At 34.3% G+C, this 21,135-nt stretch carries 19 protein-coding genes; 6 read left to right on the top strand and 13 right to left on the bottom strand.

What is annotated here, in order from left to right; genetic code table 11:
* Positions 1-486 precede the first annotated feature (486 nt).
* The 5 genes from OB_RS05880 to OB_RS05860 all read right to left on the bottom strand — a co-directional run bounded on the left by OB_RS05880 (position 487) and on the right by OB_RS05860 (position 4,518).
* Positions 487-1,620: a bifunctional cystathionine gamma-lyase/homocysteine desulfhydrase gene (locus OB_RS05880; protein ID WP_011065510.1), complete on the bottom strand. Its 1,134-nt coding sequence runs from the start codon at positions 1,618-1,620 to the stop codon at positions 487-489.
* 14 nt (positions 1,621-1,634) lie between these two features.
* Positions 1,635-2,564 (bottom strand): PLP-dependent cysteine synthase family protein, encoded by a 930-nt coding sequence (locus tag OB_RS05875; RefSeq protein WP_011065509.1) that lies wholly within the window; start codon positions 2,562-2,564, stop codon positions 1,635-1,637.
* Between the two features lie 53 nt (positions 2,565-2,617).
* Positions 2,618-3,079 (bottom strand): S-ribosylhomocysteine lyase, encoded by a 462-nt coding sequence (locus tag OB_RS05870; RefSeq protein ID WP_011065508.1) that lies wholly within the window; start codon positions 3,077-3,079, stop codon positions 2,618-2,620.
* Positions 3,080-3,094: 15 nt separating this feature from the next.
* Positions 3,095-3,736, bottom strand: a complete 642-nt coding sequence (locus OB_RS05865; protein WP_011065507.1) for a class I SAM-dependent DNA methyltransferase — start codon at positions 3,734-3,736, stop codon at positions 3,095-3,097.
* Positions 3,737-3,951: 215 nt separating this feature from the next.
* Positions 3,952-4,518, bottom strand: a complete 567-nt coding sequence (locus OB_RS05860) for a YhcN/YlaJ family sporulation lipoprotein (RefSeq protein WP_011065506.1) — start codon at positions 4,516-4,518, stop codon at positions 3,952-3,954.
* Positions 4,519-4,684: 166 nt separating this feature from the next.
* On the opposite strand from OB_RS05860, the gene OB_RS05855 reads away from it, so the two are divergent.
* The gene (locus OB_RS05855; protein ID WP_011065505.1) at positions 4,685-4,930 is read left to right on the top strand and encodes a YhdB family protein; all 246 of its coding nucleotides are present in this window, start codon (positions 4,685-4,687) and stop codon (positions 4,928-4,930) included.
* Between the two features lie 31 nt (positions 4,931-4,961).
* Here the strand turns inward: OB_RS05855 and OB_RS05850 are convergent, their stop codons facing one another.
* From OB_RS05850 to OB_RS18095, 7 genes are all read right to left on the bottom strand, one after another.
* Positions 4,962-6,185, bottom strand: a complete 1,224-nt coding sequence (locus OB_RS05850) for an anti-sigma factor domain-containing protein (protein WP_011065504.1) — start codon at positions 6,183-6,185, stop codon at positions 4,962-4,964.
* A complete protein-coding gene (sigI, locus tag OB_RS05845; RefSeq protein WP_041544109.1) occupies positions 6,182-6,907 on the bottom strand; it encodes an RNA polymerase sigma factor SigI in 726 nt (241 codons plus the stop codon). The genes OB_RS05850 and sigI overlap by 4 nt, the downstream gene beginning before the upstream one ends.
* A 386-nt stretch (positions 6,908-7,293) precedes the next feature.
* Complete coding sequence (locus OB_RS05840) at positions 7,294-8,019, bottom strand: PRC-barrel domain-containing protein (protein ID WP_011065502.1); 726 nt, start codon at positions 8,017-8,019, stop codon at positions 7,294-7,296.
* Positions 8,020-8,091: 72 nt separating this feature from the next.
* On the bottom strand, positions 8,092-8,904 hold the full coding sequence (locus tag OB_RS05835; protein ID WP_011065501.1) for a S1 family peptidase: 813 nt from the start codon (positions 8,902-8,904) through the stop codon (positions 8,092-8,094).
* 22 nt (positions 8,905-8,926) lie between these two features.
* On the bottom strand, positions 8,927-10,957 hold the full coding sequence (locus OB_RS05830) for an ABC transporter ATP-binding protein (RefSeq protein WP_011065500.1): 2,031 nt from the start codon (positions 10,955-10,957) through the stop codon (positions 8,927-8,929).
* Between the two features lie 3 nt (positions 10,958-10,960).
* Complete coding sequence (locus OB_RS05825) at positions 10,961-12,703, bottom strand: ABC transporter ATP-binding protein (protein WP_011065499.1); 1,743 nt, start codon at positions 12,701-12,703, stop codon at positions 10,961-10,963.
* Between the two features lie 521 nt (positions 12,704-13,224).
* Positions 13,225-13,434: a hypothetical protein gene (locus OB_RS18095; RefSeq protein WP_081427500.1), complete on the bottom strand. Its 210-nt coding sequence runs from the start codon at positions 13,432-13,434 to the stop codon at positions 13,225-13,227.
* 174 nt (positions 13,435-13,608) lie between these two features.
* Here OB_RS18095 and OB_RS05820 point away from each other — a divergent pair, with 174 nt between their 5' ends.
* The 4 genes from OB_RS05820 (at position 13,609) to OB_RS05805 (ending at position 18,130) form a co-directional block, all read left to right on the top strand.
* The gene (locus OB_RS05820) at positions 13,609-14,154 is read left to right on the top strand and encodes a beta-class carbonic anhydrase (protein WP_173338129.1); all 546 of its coding nucleotides are present in this window, start codon (positions 13,609-13,611) and stop codon (positions 14,152-14,154) included.
* Between the two features lie 221 nt (positions 14,155-14,375).
* Entirely contained in the window at positions 14,376-15,878 is a 1,503-nt protein-coding gene (locus tag OB_RS05815) for a spore germination protein (RefSeq protein WP_011065497.1), read from the top strand.
* Positions 15,879-15,887: 9 nt separating this feature from the next.
* Positions 15,888-17,003: a GerAB/ArcD/ProY family transporter gene (locus OB_RS05810; RefSeq protein WP_011065496.1), complete on the top strand. Its 1,116-nt coding sequence runs from the start codon at positions 15,888-15,890 to the stop codon at positions 17,001-17,003.
* Positions 17,000-18,130, top strand: coding sequence for a Ger(x)C family spore germination protein (locus OB_RS05805; protein ID WP_011065495.1), 1,131 nt, complete (start codon positions 17,000-17,002; stop codon positions 18,128-18,130). The genes OB_RS05810 and OB_RS05805 overlap by 4 nt, the downstream gene beginning before the upstream one ends.
* Before the next feature lie 187 nt (positions 18,131-18,317).
* On the opposite strand, the gene OB_RS05800 is transcribed toward OB_RS05805, so the two are convergent.
* Positions 18,318-19,391: an undecaprenyldiphospho-muramoylpentapeptide beta-N-acetylglucosaminyltransferase gene (locus OB_RS05800; RefSeq protein WP_011065494.1), complete on the bottom strand. Its 1,074-nt coding sequence runs from the start codon at positions 19,389-19,391 to the stop codon at positions 18,318-18,320.
* 105 nt (positions 19,392-19,496) lie between these two features.
* Here OB_RS05800 and OB_RS05795 point away from each other — a divergent pair, with 105 nt between their 5' ends.
* Entirely contained in the window at positions 19,497-20,840 is a 1,344-nt protein-coding gene (locus tag OB_RS05795; protein ID WP_011065493.1) for an MATE family efflux transporter, read from the top strand.
* Positions 20,841-21,135: the final 295 nt, after the last annotated feature.

Raw genomic sequence — 21,135 nt, 5'->3', positions numbered from 1 at the left:
ATTTTATCCTGTTCTTCCCTTTGGAACAAAAGCGCAAGCGCCCGTTTATCACCGTATGTCCTGCGCCCCTGTTTTTCAAGGGGTGGTTCGACTGGTCGAACTTCTTTATTTCTTTGAGATAAAGGAAACACGATAAGCGTATGCGAATCGATGTTGACTTTCACCGCAAGGGTATAAGTGCGACTATGCCTCACAAAGGACATTCGGCAGCCTTCTTTTCACCATTGGCATAAGTGCGACTATGCCTCACAAAGAACACTCGGCAGTCTTCTTTTCACCATTGGCATAAGTGCGACTATGCCTCACAAAGAACACTCGGCAGTCTTCTTTATCGTAAGGAGGTTTCCGGAAGGACAATAGGTGATGGGCGCTGGAGCTGGACGTGGCTTATTAACTTAGTTGTTTATCCACAGCCCCCAAATTTTTTAATTTCCTAGACAACAAAAAAAAGACTATTTCCATATAGGAAATAGTCCTTTATCTTACTTACTGCATCGATTTTTCTAAATCGTCAATAAGGTCATCTATATCTTCAATACCAACCGATAAACGAATTAATCCGTCAGTAATACCAAGTTCTTGTCTACGGTCAGCAGGTATAGAGGCATGTGTCATTTTGGCAGGAATCGATATCAAACTTTCAATGGCACCAAGACTTTCTGCCAGTGTAAAAAATTCTACTTTGCTTAAAATTTTATCTGCAAGGTCGCCACTTCCTACATCTATCGATACCATTCCACCAAACCCGGATGCTTGTTGTTTGGCAATATGGTGTCCTGGATGATTTTCTAGTCCAGGATAATATATTTTTTCTACTCTTGGATTCTGTTCTAAATAAGCAATTAGTTTTTTCGTGTTTTGCTCAATAGCTTCCATACGAATTGCTAAGGTTTTAATTCCACGTTGTAAGAGCCATGAGTCTTGTGGGCCAAGTACTGCTCCTACAGAGTTTTGTATAAAATGAATCCGTTCCGCTAATTCATTGGATTTCACTGCCACTAATCCCGCAACAACATCACTATGTCCACCAATATACTTCGTAGCACTATGCAATACAATATCTGCACCCATTGTTAGTGGTTTTTGCCAATAGGGAGTTGCAAAAGTGTTATCTACAATTAGTAAAAGATTATGTTTTTGCGCAATCGTTGATATTTCCTTAATATCTGTAATTTTCAACAACGGATTAGTTGGTGTTTCTACATAAATCGCTTTTGTATTTGGTTTAATCGCATTGATCACAGATTCCTCTGAACTTGTATCAATAAAAGTATGCTCTATATTATACTGATTCAACACTTTAGTCATTAATCGGTAAGATCCGCCGTAGACATCATCTGTCATGATGACATGATCTCCGGATTCCAATAACATCATAATCGAAGTAATGGCAGCCATTCCTGATCCAAAAGCAAAGCCAGCATTCCCTTCTTCTAATTCGGCAATTACAGTTTCGAGTGCATGTCTAGTAGGATTTCCCGTACGAGAATACTCGTAACCACGGTGTTCTCCTGGAGCATCTTGTTTATATGTGCTTACTTGATATATCGGGACATTTACTGCTCCAGTACGTTCATCTGAAGTAATTCCACCATGTATCATTTTTGTCTTATCTCTCATCTCTCCAAACTCCTTTACAATTGCTTTGACACATTATAAATCTGTTTACTTAAATAGCGATCACTTCCATCAGGAAGAATAGTAACAATTGTCGTTCCTGATCTAGCTTCTCTTGCTTTGTTTAAAGCAGCTACCATCGCTGAACCAGAAGAACTACCCACTAACAATCCTTCTTTTCTAGCAAGTTCTTCTACCATCGAAAAAGCTTCTTTATCCGAAATAGTTTGTACCTCATCCATAAAGCTTTGATTCATGTACTCAGGGATAAATTCCATTCCAATTCCTTCGGTTAAATGTGGACCAGCTTCTCCTCCCCCTAAAATTGAACCAACGGGCTCAACGATAACATTATGAATCGAGTTTTTTCTTTCCTTAAAATAACTCGCACAACCTGTAAAAGTACCTCCCGATCCCGCACCCGCTACAAAGATATCAATATCTCCTTGTAAATCACTCCAAATTTCCGGTGCCATCGTCTCATAATAGGTCATAGGATTAAATTTATTTGAAAACTGCTGTGGAGAATAGCTATTTGGGATTTCTTCAACTAATTGTTCAGCTTTTTCTATTGCACCCATCATCCCTTTTTCTTTTGGAGTATGAATGATAGTTGCACCTAAAGCTCTCATGATTTGTTGCTTTTCGACACTAAATTGCTCAGGTACACAAAAAATAACCGACAACTTTTTCGTTCTAGCAGCTAAAGCTAAACCAATACCAGTATTTCCAGCTGTTGGTTCGATTATTGTACTTCCCTCTCGAAGAAAGCCTTGCTCCCAAGCTTTATCAATTAAATATTGTCCTAAACGATCTTTTACACTTCCGCCAGGATTTAAAAATTCTAATTTTGCATAGAGATGAACATTATTTGGAATGTCCATCTCATTAATTCTTAATAAAGGTGTATTGCCAATCAATTGTTGTATCGATTCATAAATTGCCAATGAATTGTCACTCCTACCTTGGAGAGAAAGAGTACAATGAGGATTTTATTTTTTTAAAATACTTCTGACCAGCTTGCTTTTTCATTTAACATTTCTTTTGCAATTTCCTGAGCACCTAAAAGGCTATGATTTGCAGCCCATCCACACTGAACTTCATTACAAGCTGGTACTTCAGTAGCTTGTAAAACGTCTTCTAGCGTTTTTTCAATCATTGTAAGAACATCATCATAATCATCATGATTAATTAATGATAGATAAAATCCTGTCTGACATCCCATCGGTCCAATATCAAGAACTGCATCAGAATGGTTTCGAATATTTTCTGCCATTAGATGTTCTAACGAATGGAGACCTGGCATTTCCATGTGTGCTTTATTTGGTTGTTTAATACGAATGTCATACTTGTGCACTTTATCACCATTTGCACCTTCAGTAACCCCAACTAATCTTACATAGGGAGCTTTTACTTTTGTATGATCAAGATTAAAACTTTCTACATTCATTTTTTTAGTCATTGGTATATCTCTCCTTCATGCTAATTTTTTTGCGCTGATTATCCACACAAAATCATTCATCTGTTTAAATGATACATGAAAATTGTACTTTTCAAAAGCATTCCGGACTGTTTTGATTATCGGATAATATTCTCGCTCTAAATCCTCAGCTAATGCTTTAAAACCTTGTTTTCTAGCTAAATCAATTTGGTTTTGTTTCGCTTCTTTCGTTTCAAACATTGTATCTCCAAATACTACCATACCTTCTGGTTGTAGTACTTCATGAAATTGTTTAATTGCTTGCTCTTTTTCCTCATCAGTTAAATGATGAAACGCATATGTGCTAACGATACTGTCAATTGGCATTGTCAATGTTGGGAAATTTATAAAATCACCATCCAGGATTGTAATACCAGGAAGTTTCTTTTTAGCAATTTCCCTCATTGCTGTCGATGGTTCAATTCCAATTACGGTCTTTCCCGCATTGAGCAACTGTTTTGTTAAATTTCCCGTCCCAACACCAAACTCCAGTACCTTATCTTGGCTATTTTCTACTACTTCTGAAAGAATTTGATCATAATGTTCAAACACCTTTTCATATTGTGCATCTTTCCCAGTCACACTGTCGTCATATAAAGGTGCCCAATCCTCAAAAATATCTATAAATTCTCTACCCATTGATGGTTTCCTCTCCATTTATATTAATTCCAAGTAAAACGCTTTGGATACTAATAATTATATGTCTACACTATATCATATGTGTATCATGAAAGAAAAGGAATTTAATTTTCATGAAATGAATCACTAGTTATGAAATTAACTCAAATAAAAAACTGTCAAGAGTTTGACCGGATTGGGCCTCATCTTGACAGTTACGGACTTTCATTATAAATTTATCGGTTATTCGGGAAAACGCGTTCAATCATATTTCCTATTTGATCGAAGAATCCTTCAACAGGACGACCTTCATCTACATCATTCATATATCGATCCGTTAAATCCATAAAATCAGGATTTGTAGTAACATAAACATTTTCAATGGAATTATCAACCGAACGAACAATATTTGCTATTTGTTCTTTCATTTCATCAGATACATTGTCTCCAGATTGACTATTGTTTCCATTGTTATTATTTTCTTGATTTAAATGTGCTCCAACATATGCATTGTTATCGGTAGTTAATACATATGCATCTTCAATTCCTTCTACTTTTTCTGCTATTTTTTTAGCAGCTTCTTCTGATACATCGTACTTAGTATTTTGATTTTGATCTGCATCTCGCTGCATGGAATTGTTTTTATCAGACATTTCTTGTCCTAAATTAGAGTTGTTGTCATAGCGAGTAGGTTCCACATTGCCTTCACCCATATTATTATTATCCATTGAATTTTCTTCTGCATTCTGACAAGCTACAAGCACAAATAGTAAAGCCATAATCGCAAATATACGTAATTTCATAACTTTTTCCTCCTTACCTTATTTGCCTTTATTTTGTATTGATATTTTCTTTTTATGCACATTTATGTCACCTTTTTTTGGCAGACACACCATTAATGTAAAAGACATTATATATAGAAACCGGGCAAAATAAGAAATATCCTTTTCGAGTAAGGAGGGAATAAGGATGGTTATTCCAGATTACGATAAAGCATTGTATTATACACTTTGGGGGCAATGGGATGATTTATTAGTGCTCATGGTACGTACAAAAGATGATATGTTATCAAAGAAAATTGAACGTTTCTTAAACGATTACCACTTTTCTATGGATCATCAGCAAGTACTGAGTTCACATGATACTTTATTGTATTATTTAGAACATGCAATGAAGTTAACAACACCTTTAAATCCGGAGAAAATAGAAATGTAACCACACTTAAATGATGGGAGAATTTTTCCCATCATTTAAATTCTTTATTATGATTTTTTTCTTTCTTTGGTAATTCATTATGTTTATGTTTTGAGTTTGTTCTATGATGATGTCCATTCCGTTTGTCTTTACCATTCTTATGCTTTTTATAATTTTTATGTTCTTTATAGCTTTTGCTTTTATGCTCTTTAAAATTTTTATGTTCTTCTTTATATTTATCATGTATTTCTTCATCTAATTTAGACTTATGGTTTTTATCTTCATGTTGTTTTTTTTTATTATCTTTTTCTGACGGAACCTGTTTGTTTTCCCAATGTTTTTCAGGGGTTCGTTCCTTTTTTTCTTCTCTTACCTTATGTTCTTTATCAGGTATGTTCTCATCTTGATCCTCTTCAACTGTATTTACAATTTCTTTTTTTTGTGCTGAATTAGCTATATTTTGTTTTATTTCATTTTCACTATTTTCTTCCTCATTGATGGCTTCTGTATCCTCTTTTTTTTCCGTTTCTTGTTTTGATGAATCAGGATTCGCTTCTTCTATTTCATTAAAAAAAGAATTTATAATTGCTTTATCATTAGAATCTAACGCTTCCTCATCTATCAATTCCTCATTGTCGTTCATTTGAGTCGCCATCATTTCATTCATTGAAGTTTTTTCTTCCTGTGCTAATTCACGTATCTCCTCAGGTATAACTAATGTTGCTACACGCCATTCTTGTAATGTTGATAAATAATTTTGCAAATGGTTTGGAATCGAATAAGAAATATCTTCACCTGAGTAACTTATACCAACAACCATATTTTTCTCAGATGCAAATCCATGATCCTCACTCTCGAGGATAATCTGTCGGATAACCTCTTCAATAGAATCATGTTCATATTCACTTAAGGACCCTATGACCTCTTCTCCGTCATCATTTATAGCTTCTATCGTTTGCACTTCAAATTGGTCATCGACTTGCATTTCGATACTAGGATTGATATCTACGGTTACATACGCAAAAGCTTTCTCTCCATTAGATAAAAAATATATCGGTAAAATAACTAATAATACTGCAGCAGCTAATAAAGACACCTTCCAAGGTATGCCGCGTTGCTTGCGTAACATAACTTGGCGATTTCCTATTGGTCGAAAGACAACTTCTTCACCAATCTCAGATTGATTCGAAAGTACTCTCCCTTTAACAAAGGAACCATCTTTTGTCATTAAAATGGTATATTTGCGATGCCTTTCCATCACAATTCCTTTTTTCATTGCCCCACTCCCTTAAGATATTCCTTAAGATAGATATAGTCCTCACTAAGCACAATAAACATTGCGAGTATAAACTTTCTATTTCTTTCCAATGTTTTTTTACTAACATCGACTTTTTTCACCAAATCTTTAATAGGGAGTTTTTTCTTTCTGTATACATATTCCCTGAGAATTGGGTCGTTAAAAAGAATTCGTGCAGTTTTCACTGCGGATTCTCGGGCATCACGATGTTTTGGCGATACCTCAGTTAATTCAACTAATGACAATTTGTATAACTTTAATTTCTCTTTAAATTCTAGAATTTCTTCTTTCCTGTTTTGAGCATCAATCTCCATTTGGTATTTTTCTTGAACTGCAGCTATTTCCAGTGAGTTTTCCATTTGCTCTTCATCATAGGTTTCATCTAATGATAAAGACGCAGTCCTCTTTTGCTGATAACGGATATAATCAATAACTTTCCGTTTAATAACTAATTTTGCAAACGATAAAAAAGAACTTCCTTTATTTGGAACATACGAAAATATAGCTTCGTTAAAAGCCGACAATCCGATACTAAATTCATCATCTCTTTTTGGATCAATATATCTTTTACATACTTCCGATACACACTTAGCTATAAAAGGTTGATACGTTCTTAGTAATTCATTTTGCAAAAATTTGTTCCCTTGTTGAATTGCATATACTTTATCTTCTATAGGAGTTTCCTTTAGTTGACTCATCATCACATTAGGAACCTCCCAACCATCATATCATTCGTATTTTTCTTTATCTTTTCGGGTGTATTATTTTTAATTTTATATGTACTTTTCATTATAATTTGTTTTATATATATCATATGATGTTCCCACCATTTATCATTTTATAGTCTAACCTCATTTGAATCAATGAGTATGTCAATGGTAACGTAAACCAATAATGGATACTATCTCAATTGGTTTACATTTTATTTAAAAAACCGTAACGATGACCAGTACCTGTCTATAATTGCAATTTACATTGTGTTAAAAAAAGAATATTACAAATTAAAAACCCAATTAACCCGAATCTAATCTTTACTCCGGATTAATTGGATTTGTTACTTTATCACACACATTATATTCAGGAATATTTAAGACAATTTAGATAAGATCTGGTTTTTGTCCGTAAAAGGTGTTGTTCCTTTTAGACCTTTTACAGAATCGTTAATATAAAGATCTCTTTCAAACCAATCTACAGTTTGTATTTGTTCTGTACGATAAATATAGAATTCATTTTCTGTCATATTTTCACTATTCTGCACGACAATGTATGTGATTTTCCAATTATTGTTTTCATCACAGATAAAATCTACAATGTTGCCAATTTTCCCATCTTTGGCATGTACTTTGAAATCAAGTGTTTCTTCTTCACTTCTTAGTGTGTCATTTGACAATAATTCATTACGGTTTAAATGTGGTTCTTCAGGCACATTTTTTTGCTCTACATCCGGATGATCAAACGTAACAAGTGGGCTATGACCACCAGTCGATACAGCGTTATCTTTGTACATATTCCATCCGAAATAATCCAATACATTTCCTTGATCATCTGGGGTAAAATGTTCATCTTCAGGCACAGGTGGACTATTTCGAATTTGATCTTTATCATAATCCACCTCTACATATTCACTTTCATAATTAATAGGATGGAAAATATGCAAAGGAAGTAGTACTTTCCGTCCAGGTAACCATTTTCGTGTATCTACTACGGTAAATCTCACATTCCAATTATCATTGAAGTAAATATCCTTTATTTTACCAATATCACCATCCGTCGCGCGGATGTTCATTTCTTTAATATTTGAGCTATATAGCATAAAAGCACCTCCAGCAAGGTTATAGTATATAAATACCCTTCTCTGAACGTGCTAAACAATTTTTTTAGTTTGTTACATTTCTGTAAAATAGGAAATAGGTACATATAAACCTACCCTACCATTTGATTGATGATCTAGTGTAGCAAAAATCACTCCAATTACATCACCAGCTTTATTAATTATCGGACTACCACTATTTCCTCTGTAGACGGGTGCTTGAATCATCATCACTTCTTTGTCCCAGCTATCTAACTTTACAGTACCAGCGATATTTCCTTCATTGGCAATTCCATTAAAGAATAGTGGATTACCTATAAAACGAATGTCTTCACTTTGAGATACTTGATATTGATCATCAATGGTTAGGTAAGGAAACGCTTCTTCATCTTCGGTCTGTAAAACCGCCACATCAATTTCCGGATAGCGTTCAACTACCTCCGCTTCATATAGGCCTAACTCTGGAAAAGAAACAATAACAGTGTCATATCCTTCTACTACATGTTCATTTGTAAGGATTTTACCTTGTTGATTTATAGAAAACCCTGTACCTTTACCTTCATCCGTTTCAACTACAACGACTGCTTCCTTAAATGCTTGTATATCTTTATTTTGTGATAATGTAGATGATGTCTGTAAAAAGTCAATTGCTGGGATGGATATGATTTGAGGGAAAAAAGCCAGAACATTAAACGTCATCGCTACAGCAATCACCCAAAACATCCATTTGGGAAATGGACGCTTTGGGGCTGCTTTTTTATTTTTTGAACGTTCAATAGCCTTTCTTTGCTCTTCTTTTACCAATTCATGAAGTTCTTCTTCATCTATTTCTTCATATAAATCATCATCAATGATATCATGATTATTCTTATTATTTTTTGAATCCACGAAGCACCTCATCAAACTTATTTTAAGAAACGTTTGCTCTCAGTGATCCTTGCTGCATTTGATACATTTCGTAATAATAACCTTTCTCTTTAATCAGTGTATCATGATTTCCCTGTTCTTTAATAGTTCCGTGATCCAACACAATTATATGATCCGCCTGCTGAATTGTGGATAAACGATGGGCAATCACGAGCGTTGTTCGACCTTTTTTTAGAACTTCTAAAGCTCGTTGAATAACTTGTTCTGTCTCGGTATCTATATTTGCAGTTGCTTCATCCAATATAAGGATAGCAGGGTTAAATGCTAACGCTCTAGCAAAAGAAATCAATTGTCTCTCCCCTAATGAATACGTGGTGCCACTTTCAGTCACTGGCTCATCATATCCCTTTGGTAATCTCTCAATAAAGGAAGATGCACCAACAGCTTGTAAAGCTTGAATGGCGTCGTCTCTTGATACATTAGGATCGTTCATCGTTACGTTTGACACGATGGTGCCTGTAAAAAGAAATGGATCTTGTAATACGATTCCCATATGGCTGCGAACTTGTTGTCGGGATAAATCTTTCGTGTCAATCCCATCGATTCGTATCGTTCCTGCTTGAGGGTCATAAAAGCGAAATAATAGGTTCATTATCGAACTTTTTCCTGATCCGGTGTGACCAACAAATGCAACTGTTTGACCTGAGTGAACGGAAAAAGAAAGATTATGCAATACATTTTCATTCTCTTTATACGCAAAGATGACTTGATCAAATTCAATATTCCCTTTATAACGAGGGATCGATTGAACTTCGACTTGTTCCCCATTCTGATCTAGCAATTCAAATACTCGAGTTCCAGCTACTCTTGCCTGTTCTAATAACGGTAATTGGTTGACTATATCTGAAGCAGGTTCAAATAATCGATTAATATAATCTACGAATGCATAAAGCATACCAATGGAAATAACACTCGTCATATCAAAAGATGCTGACCCGAAATACCAGATGAATCCAACTAACGTTAAATTCTTAATTACTGTCACAAGATTATAGGAAGTTAATGCACTTAATTTAATTAATTTTTTCTGATATTTATAATTACGATTATTTAGCACTTCAAACTCTTCTTTTGTCTTCTTTTGACGATTAAATGCCTGGATGATTGTCATTCCTTGAATTGCTTCACTGATATTCCCATTAATTTCACTTATGGTTTTCCGAACTACTTTATTATATTTAGTCCCAAAATACTTGTAGACTCTCATCCAAATATATAATAACGGGATAATAAATAGACACATAGCTGCTAAAGTTGGATCTAAAATAAATAATGCTACAAAAATACCACCCATATAGATTAGACTCGTAACAACAATCGATAATACCCTTTCATATAAATCTCGTATAGCTTCAGTATCATTAGTAATACGAGCGACAACAGAACCAGCTGGTTGATCTATATAATAGCGAATTGGAATTCGTTGCGTATGTTGGAATAAGTCTGTTCGCATTTGTTTTACAATTTGATTTGCTGACTTTTGCAACAAGAATGTTTGAAAGAATTGAAATACACCAGCAATAACTAGTAAAACCATATAAAGTACAAGCAACATAATAATCGGTCGTTTTTCAGGTTCGAAAAAAGGATATGCTTCTGAAGCTGATAATTTATCCCCAATCGCAGTAATTTCTCCTTCACCTGATTCAATCGTTATTTCATTATCATTTACCGATCGCTTTCCAGTTAAAGGTAACTCTTCATCAAAAACATAATAAGATAAACCTACTTGTAAAAGTGTGATAGTATCAGTACTAGATAAATTACTACCTTCTACGCGATCCTCTCTTTTAAAATACTGATTATTATATTCAACTGAATCGGTTTCTTGTTCAGAGACTTCTATCCAGTAGCCTTCTACACCAACGATATGTTCATCAATGACTCGCTTTGCAATCAATGGACCTGCTAATTCTAAAGCAACAGCAATGATCAAGCAGACTAGCCCAATAACAATTCCTTTTTTATATAATAACGCATATTTTAATAACCTTTTTTCTGTACTCCCTTTCATGTTCTACACCTCCTTGTCTTCCATTTGTTGTTGTTGATATTGTCCTTGATACCAGCCTTGTTGACTCATTAATTGATCATGCGTACCTTCTTCAACAACACAACCATGATCTAAAACAATAATATGATCTGCATGTGAAACGGCAGATAATCGATGAGCTGCTATAAAGGTTGTTTTATTTCTTCTTTCTGTTTTTAAATGTGAAAGAATTGTTGCTTCTGTTTTTCCATCTACAGCAGATAACGAATCATCTAAGATTAAGATTTCAGGATCTTTAATAAAAGCTCGCGCTAAAGCCACACGTTGCTTTTGACCTCCTGATAAAGTTATTCCGCTTTCTCCAACTTGAGTATCTAATCCTTTTGGAAGTACGTCGATATCCATTGCAAAATGAGCTAAATCTAATACCCTCATTATTTCTTTATCTGTTGCTTCTGGATTTCCAAATTGAATGTTTTCTCTTATTGTTTTGGAAAACATCATCTGATCTTGTGGTACATATCCAATCCAATCTCTAATTTTACCTAACGGAATATCTTCAATATCTTCATCAGATATTAATATATTTCCTTGAACATCTGGATATTGTCTGAGTAGCAACTTGAATAACGTTGTTTTACCAGCACCGGTTTTTCCAACAATACCAATTGTTTGACCGGCTTTAACGTTAAGATTAACATTACATAGTTGTAAACTACTTGCTTCCGGATATTGAAAACTGATCTGATCAAATTTAATGGTTTGAACTCGATCAATGTTTTTGGGTATTTGCGGATCCATGACATCTGCTTCGTATGCTAGAGTGTGATTCACTCGATCTAAAGAAGCATTACCGCGCTGCAAAATATTGATTAGTTCCCCAACTGCAAACATTGGCCAAATCAACATACCTAAATAAACGTTAAACGTAACTAAATCACCAAGTGTTAATTTATTATCAAACACAAAAAATGCGCCATATCCAATACCAATCGTATACGATAAACCAACTAAGATTTTCATTGTCGGTTCAAATAATGCATCAATCTTGGCAACTTCAAGATTTTTTTGATACACTTTTTCTGTCATTTTTTCAAAATTATTTATTTCTTGTTGTTCTTGCACAAATGCACGTGTCACTCTAATTCCACGTATGGATTCTAATACTTCATTATTCATATTTCCAAAAGCCGCTTGCGCTTCTGTAAACCGTCTATGGATTGCACCGCCATAAATATTCATTACTATTGCCATTACTGGTAAAGGCAGTAGTGCTGCAATGGTTAAAGGCCAATTTATAGTAAAGCCCATTACAGCGATTATCATCAGCATAAATATGCTAGAATCTACAAGTGTTAAGACACCAAAACCTGCAGTCTGGCTAATTGCCTTTAAATCGTTTGTTGATCGGGCCATTAAGTCCCCCGTTCGATATTTACTAAAGAACGTAGGCGTCATCGTTAGAAAATGATTCATTAGTTTTGATCTCATCCAACGTTCAAGAATAACCGCACCACCAAATAGCGTATAGTCCCATAAATAACTTATAATATAATGAATAATCAACAGAAGAAAATATCCAATAATGACTGCAACAAGGATCTGCATAGTCAATGTTTCAAATTGAATATGATCTATTATAGTCCCCACTAATTTAGGAGGGATTAATCCAATTGCACTAGCGATAATCAATGAAATAATGGCAAATAAATATCTTTTCCAATAATGCTTAAAGAACCAACTTAACTTTATAAAAATCTGAAACATCTTCCCACCTTCTTTCCATAACAAAGACGCAAGCCAAGCGTCTGTTTAACACCATACAATCTGCGCCCAATCTAAAAGATTTACTAGCTGTTGGGCAATCGATCCAGATGGCTAATTAAGGTAATTAACCACAGCAGAAATTTGGTATTTTAAATACAATAAAAAAAAGAAAAGCACACACCTCTTGGCGCGCGCTTTTCTTCATTAAGACACTTCTCCCCAGAATGTGTCTTTTCAAATGGCCACGGAGGTTCCATGTGGCCATCCCATAATCTAATGGATTTAGTAAAATCCTAAATTTTATGACAGATTCCCCGTACGTGAAGGCCACTATTATCTATATTTAGTTGGATATATTGCATTTTTTGTAGTTGTAGTTGCAGTTGTTTCATCATCGTGACCTCCTTTTTTAATTTTTTTAAAATTAACACTTCATCATTATATATTTAGAACACAACGAAAGTCAATCACTTTTTTCATTTTTCTAAAATTTAAGTTCATTAAAAGTTGATTAGTAAAGCTTAAATCTTTTTATCTATTCCTAATATCTTTCTCACATGAGAAATTGGGACTTGGGTTGACTCAACTAATTCATGTAATGGTACACGAGGATTGTTTTTTAAAAAAACCCTCACCTGTTCTTTTTCTTGTAAGCACTCAGGGCATAATAAAAAAGGGCTACTCTTCATTGGTACCTCACACAATTGGCAGTTACGAACAAAATTATTCATTGCCTCACCCCAAATTTTATATTTTTTCCATTTTATACCATGTTTTTACAAAATTCAATGAATTAACAAAAAAATAATCCCTGCGACTCATCGATTATACATATCTGTATTTCACATCTAATAAAAAAATGCTACTATATTCAATAAGGAGTTGATAAAGTGCATTTAGATCACATGCTAGAATTCAATAAAAATTTTGTAGAAAACAAATCTTATGAATCATATTCTACAAATACATACCCTAATAAACGAATGGTTGTATTTACTTGTATGGATTCAAGACTGCTTGAATTATTACCAAAGGCTCTAGATTTTAAAAATGGCGACGTTAAAATGGTAAGAAACGCAGGTGCGATTATTCGTGATCCGTTTGATAGTGCAATGAAAAGCTTATTAGTAGCCATTTATAAACTACAAGCAGATGAAGTTGTTATTATAGGGCATCATGATTGTGGGATGTCACATGTAGATACGAAAGAATTAAAAAATGAAATGATTGAACGTGGAATAAATAAGGAATCCATTGACGTCTTAGCAAATGGTGGAGTTGATTTTGATAAAGAATTTCAAGGATTCGAAACAGTAGAAGAATCAGTTTCACAGGGTGTTAATCTTGTTCGAAATCATCCACTTTTACCGGAAGAAATAAAAGTTCATGGACTTGTAATAGATCCCGGTTCTGGAAAAGTTGATGTTGTAACAAGAGATGAAAGAAAATAAGCTTATTTAGCTATACGCACACATATATAATCATAAACTTTCAAACAACAACAATATGAATAAAGTGATTTAGCTCAAATCCCTCAAAGTATACAGTTTTATACTGTTACTTTGGGGGATTTTTACTTTCCAATCATTAAAAAGGATACACACTCTAATGTATAGATAAATCTTTTTTTGTACACTCTAACAGTCATAGTCTAGGTTGGGGGAGTTATGCAATGAAAAGAAGATTTCGATCCAAAAACAACAATCTTTTTCCACTAACGATAGAAGAATTAAAGAAATTATTAGATAAACAATATGCACATTCTTCTGACCTAAGCTTTACTGTTTATGAGCATGAAGAGCAGCAAATTGCCGTTTTTTATATACAATTTTCAGTAGATGACATAAAACTGCAAAATTTTCTGTTAGAAACACTTCTAGAAACAAAAGAAAAACTTACAAATCGATTAGCATTAAAGCGAATACCTCTAAGCGATGGAAGAGAATACGACGATTTTGAAATCATTCTAGATTATTTGATTCAAGGACATGTATTTATATATTTTGAATCTGAAAATAATATTCTTGGCTATTCCATCCCAAATAAAATAATTCGAAACCTTGAAACTACTGAAACAGAATCACTCGTATTAGGTCCAAAGGTCGCATTTACAGAATCTCTTACGACAAATATTAATATTATACGTTACGGTTTAAAATCAAAAGATTTAGTGATGGAGAAGCATGTCATCGGAAGAAGAGATCCTCGTGAGGTTCGACTTATTTATATCCGTTCGATTGCCAATGATACAGATATCAACACGTTTAGACAACGAATTAAAGCGTTAGATGTAGATTTCATAGATGATACATCTGTACTCACGCAATATTTAGAGGATAATTCTACAACTGTATTTCCACAATTTTTAATTACTGAATTACCAGATCGGTTAATCTACAACTTATCTCGTGGAAAAATTGGTGTATTATCCGAAAATAGTCCAAATGCGATTATTGCACCATCTACATTTTTTAGTTTTTTTGAGTCAACAGAAGATATATATATGCGTTGGAACAGCGCCTCCTTCATACGCATATTAAGATTTATATCATTTTTTATATCTACACTGCTTACACCTATATATGTTGCTGCAGTTACATTTCACTATGAAATTGTGCCAACACCAGTGTTAATTACCTTAGGAGAATCACGTGCTGCCGTGCCTTTCCCCCCTATATTCGAAGCTTTATTCTTGGAATTAATGATTGAGCTATTGAGAGAAGCCGGTGCCCGTCTCCCAACAAAAGTCGGTCAAACTATTGGTATCGTAGGTGGTGTTGTAATTGGAACAGCAGCGGTTGATGCAGGGATTACAAGTAATGTCTTAGTTATTATTGTTGCATTAAGTGCTCTTGCTTCTTTTACTACACCAAATTACATTATGGGGACTACTGCACGTCTTATCCGATTTCCGATGATTGTATGTGCGGGGTTACTTGGATTGATTGGAATCGTTTTTTGTACAAGTTACCTACTCATTCACTTAATAAAACTTACATCATTAGGAAGACCTTATTTTTCTCCAGTTTATCCATTTCAATGGAGAGATTTTAATAAATCTTTATTCCGAAGCAAGCCAGATACCCAACAAAAGAGATTTCTTTCTTACCAACCTAAAGATAAGTATCGTTTTAGCATTTTAAAAAAAGGATTTAAAAGAGATATTGACGAGTAGGTGGATATCATGGAAATTAACTTAAAGGTTAAACCAAACTTAAAAATAAAGACATTTTACTTGTTCTATATAATTTCCTTTATCCAAATTGGTATAGGTTTATTAGGTTTACCACGAATTTTATATGAACATGCTAAGCAGGATGCTTGGGTTTCTTTGCTAATAGGTCTTGGATATCTAATTCTTATTATGTACGTTATGGTGGTTATTTTAAGACAGTATACAAACGCTGACATTTTAGGTATTCAAGTCGATGTATTTGGAAAATGGATTGGTAAATTTTTAGGAACAATCTTTATCCTTCATATGGGTATTGCACTATTCTCTTTAGTGATTACATATGCTCAAATTATCCGTGTGTTTATGTTTCCTACTCTACACCCTATTGTAACTGGAATACTGTTAGTAGCTTTAATGATTAGTGGAGTATTAGGTGGGCTGAAAGTAATCGTTGGAGTAACTTTTGTATTTTTCTTTAGCTCCATTTGGCTATTACTGTTATTAATACCTGCTACATTTCATCTCGATTACACACATTACTTACCATTATTTCAAGCTTCATTACCTGAACTTTTAGAAGGAGCAAGAGCTACTACGTATTCATATATTGGCTTTGAGATTCTAATGTTAATTTATCCTTTTTTGGAAAATAAAAAAACCGTTTTAAAAACAAGTCTTATCTCTGCTGTTTGGACAACTATGATTTTATTAATCACCACTATGATTGCAATCGGTTTTTTTAGTGCAGAACAATTAGTGCTCCGGGATTGGTCTGTACTGGCGTTATTTAAAATTGCAAATTTCACTTTCATTGAACGTTTTGATTTTATTGTCGTGGCCGAATGGATTATGGTCATCATTCCAAATATGATTTTATTAATGTGGGCTTTGACATTTGGGTTTAAGCGATTGTATCGTATACCACAAAAAGCAACCCTTTATATAAGTTCCATTCTTATCTTGATTGGTACGGTAATGGTAACAGACCACTACTCTATTCAACGTGTGATTGACTTCTCATCTCAAGTAGGCTTTTGGCTAATATTTGTTTATCCACTGGTTTTATTACCATTCGTACTCGTAAAATCACATTGGAGAAAGAAAAACAAGGGGATGAAAACGTGAAAAGATTACTGCTTACTTTAATAATCTGTGTTGTATTTTTGACCTCTTGTCTTCCTCCAGCACAGGAGTTAGAAAGTTTAGCTGTTGTTAATACGCGTGGAGTAGATCGGTTAGATAATGGTGATATTGAGACCACATTGCTTGTATATCGTTTTGATCAGCAATCTCCTCAAAATTATGCTGCTGTGTCAGGTGTAGGTAAAACATTGAAAGGAGCTAGAGAAACAGCATCAAATAATATCAACTTCAGGGCTAGTCCTGGACAAATAAACACAGAAGTATATGGATATGAAACCGCGGAGCATGGAATACTTCATTTTATGAATGGACTTGTTCGTGATGCAAAAGTATCAGATACAATGAATCTTGCGATTAGTACCGAAACAGCAAAGGATGTTCTCGATGAAAATATATCGACTAATTTAGATATTGGAAATTTCCTCGAAAGCCTCATTAACCAAGAAGTAGATGAAGGAAGACTCCCGAATGCTTCATTATATACTTTTTCAAGCACTTATGGGACAACTGGTCATGATCCGGTATTACCATTACTTGAAACAAAGAACGGACGTCCGAATCTAATTGGAATTGGATACTTTCAAAAGGACAGACTCGTCGACTCGGGAGGAATGACGGAAGCAACCATATTAAATATAACTAAGGAGGATATCAAAAACACTCCACTTGAAATCACAGTCCCTGTTGAACCATTTGTTGAATCCATCTATCATCCAGATGGTTCAGATTTGAGTGAACTCACTGTAGAATTAACAATAGTCAAAGGGAAAAGTAAGACGAAGGTTATTGATTTAAATCAACCACATTTTGAAGTAAATACGAAAATACGAGCGGATATCAATGAAACTTCAATCATATTGGCATTTACTAATGAAAAAATTTTACATCGTTTAGAAAATGAATTAGAGAAAAAAATAAATTCCATCTTTAACCAAATATTAGAGAAATCAAAAGAAAATTTAATCGATCCCATAGGGTTTGGTCGATATTATAGAATCAATCGTCCAAGTGGAAAACTTACTGATGAAGAATGGAAGGAAATTTTACCAGATATAAAGGTGGATTTTAATACGAATATCGATATCGAAAATTACGGGACAATAATGTAATTGTAATAGTTATAGCTAAAATTCTAAATGAATGAAGAATTAGTAAATAGCAAGAGACTAAACGTACCCTTTCCGCCAGTTAATCCATTAGAAAATATTATAACCAGACTCCCTCTAATCATATTTACATTAGAGGGAGAATTTTTACATTATACATAAATAATTGAAGGAAATTTGTTCTTCTTCCTTATTTCATGACATTATCGATTATTTCAGTCACTGACTGTAGTGATTGCTCACTTTTATATTTTTTCATTTCATCTCTTATAATTGGCGCTGCTTTACTTAATTCTAAAAGATGACTTTCTAATGATTGTTCTGTAAGTTCTTCTTCCTGCAATACTCTAGCATAGTTCTTTTTCTTAAAAGAGTTCGCATTTATAATTTGATCGCCTCGGCTAGCTTCTTTTGATAATGGTATTAGTAACATAGGCAAACGTAATGCTAAAAATTCAAAGATTGCATTAGAACCGGCGCGAGAAATGACTAGATCGGTTGCAGCGAATATATCTTTTAGTTCATGGTTAATATATTCAAACTGAACATAACCATCCAATTGTATGGAATCATCAACCTTTCCTTTGCCACATATATGAATAATTTCAAATTCGTCTAGAAGTTTAGTTAAGGATTGACGAATGGTCTGATTAATTTTTTCAGATCCTCCACTTCCTCCCATTACAAGTAAAACTGGTTTGTTCCCCTTTAAACCACTTATCTTTAAACCAATATCACGCTTACCAGTAAATAATTCATCACGAATTACCGCTCCAACATAAGATGCCTTGTTCTCCGGTAAATATTTCATGGTTTCTGGAAAAGTAGCCAACACTCTTTTCGTAAAAGGTATAGATAATTTATTAGCCAATCCTGGTGTATAATCGGATTCATGAATAATCGATGGCACGCCTCTAAGTTTTGCAGCTGCGACAACTGGTACAGACACAAATCCACCTTTTGAAAATACGATCGATGGTTTACGTTTCCCAATTATGCGGTATGCTTGCATCGTACCCTTGAGTACTTTGAATGGATCCTTTAAATTTTCTTTGGACATGTATCTTCGTAATTTCCCAGTAGATACAGAGTGATAAGTTACCCCATCTAATGGCGAAATTAAATCTCTTTCTATTCCATTATAAGAGCCAATATAATCAATTTCCCAACCTCGCTCTTGATAGTACGGTATAAGTGCTAAATTAACGATAACATGTCCTGCTGTGCCGCCACCTGTAAATAAAATTCGTTTATTATTTTTCATGGAACTCATTCCTTTCCCAACACATTATATCAGCGTATAATAGTCAATGCACTATATAATTACGTTATATTAATAAGGAAATTAAAAAAGGAAGAAGATTTGCATATGTACCAAACAACAACACTAAAAGATAAAATTAAACTTTTTATAATTATTTTACTGCCAATATTAATCACACAAGTAAGTATTAATCTAATGAGTTTCTTTGACACGATGATGTCTGGACAATTTAGTGCCAGAGATCTGGCAGGTGTTGCAATCGGTTCAAGTCTATGGGTTCCCATCTTAACTGGGATTAACGGGATTGTCTTATCGATCACTCCTATTATCGCACACTTGATCGGTGCTAAAAACAAGAAGGATATACCACAAGTAATTCAACAAGGCATATACTTATCTTTTGTATTATCAATAATTATTATTGTAATAGGTGGAATAGCATTAGATCCTATTCTACAAGCGATGAGTCTCGAAAAAGAAGTACAACGTATAGCAAAATACTACTTAATTACTTTGGGAACTGGGATTGTACCTTTATTTCTATTCCATACTATCCGAAGTTTTATGGATGGCTTAGGACAAACACGTTCCTCGATGATTATTATCCTCATATCATTACCGATCAATGCAGTATTAAATTACATATTGATATTTGGTAAGTTCGGTATTCCAGCATTTGGTGGAATCGGTGCAGGTATAGCGACTAGTCTAACTTATTGGATTATAAGTGGAATTTCGATATTTATGATTCATCGTGTCTACCCATTCCATAGTTATAAAGTTTTTCAAAAAATCCTACCGCCTACACTATCATACTGGGCGGACCAACTAAAAATTGGGCTTCCCATTGGATTAGCTATATTCTTTGAAACAAGTATTTTCTCAGCAGTAACGCTGTTGATGAGTGAATATAATACAAATACCATTGCGGCTCACCAAGCTGCAATGAACTTTGCTAGTTTGCTATATATGTTACCTTTAAGTGTAGGTATGGCGTTGACTATAGCAGTTGGTTTTGAAGTTGGTGCTAAACGATTACACGATGCTAAAAGATACACGTACTTGGGAATTATGGGAGGATTATTCATTGCTATTTTTGCAGGTATAATTCTATATACATTTGATGATGTTGTTGCCAGATTATATAATTCTAATCCAGAAGTGATTGAACTTACAAAGCAATTTATTATTTTTGCTATCTTTTATCAATTAGCTGATGCGATAGGAGCACCCATACAAGGAGCTTTACGCGGGTATAAAGATGTGAATATGACATTAGTTATCGCCTTAATATCCTACTGGATCATTGGGCTACCAACAGGCTATTTATTAGCAAATTATACTGCATTAGAGCCGTTTGGTTACTGGGTTGGTATCATTGTTGGGCTAAGCACAGGAGCTATTGCATTATTAGCCAGACTATTATTTATTCAGAAAAAATCGGTATAGATATGAACAAAAGCGCAAGCGACCGTTTATCACCGTATGTCCTGCGCCCCTGTTTTTCAAGGGGTGGTTCGACTGGTCGAACTTCTTTATTTCTTTGAGATAAAGGAAACACGATAAGCGTATGCAAATCGATATTGACTTTCACCGCACGGCATAAGTGCGACTATGCCTCACAAAGTACATTCGGCAGTCTTCTTTTCGCCATGGCATAAGTGCGACTATGCCTCACAATGAACATTCGGCAGTCTTCTTTAAGGTAAGAAGGTTTCCGGAAGGACAATAGGTGATGGGCGCT

Source organism: Oceanobacillus iheyensis HTE831 (assembly GCF_000011245.1).
GTDB classification, from domain to species: Bacteria; Bacillota; Bacilli; order Bacillales; family Amphibacillaceae; genus Oceanobacillus; species Oceanobacillus iheyensis.
The sequence above is the reverse complement of the archived record's forward strand: the minus strand, read 5'-3'. Positions and strand labels throughout refer to the sequence as shown.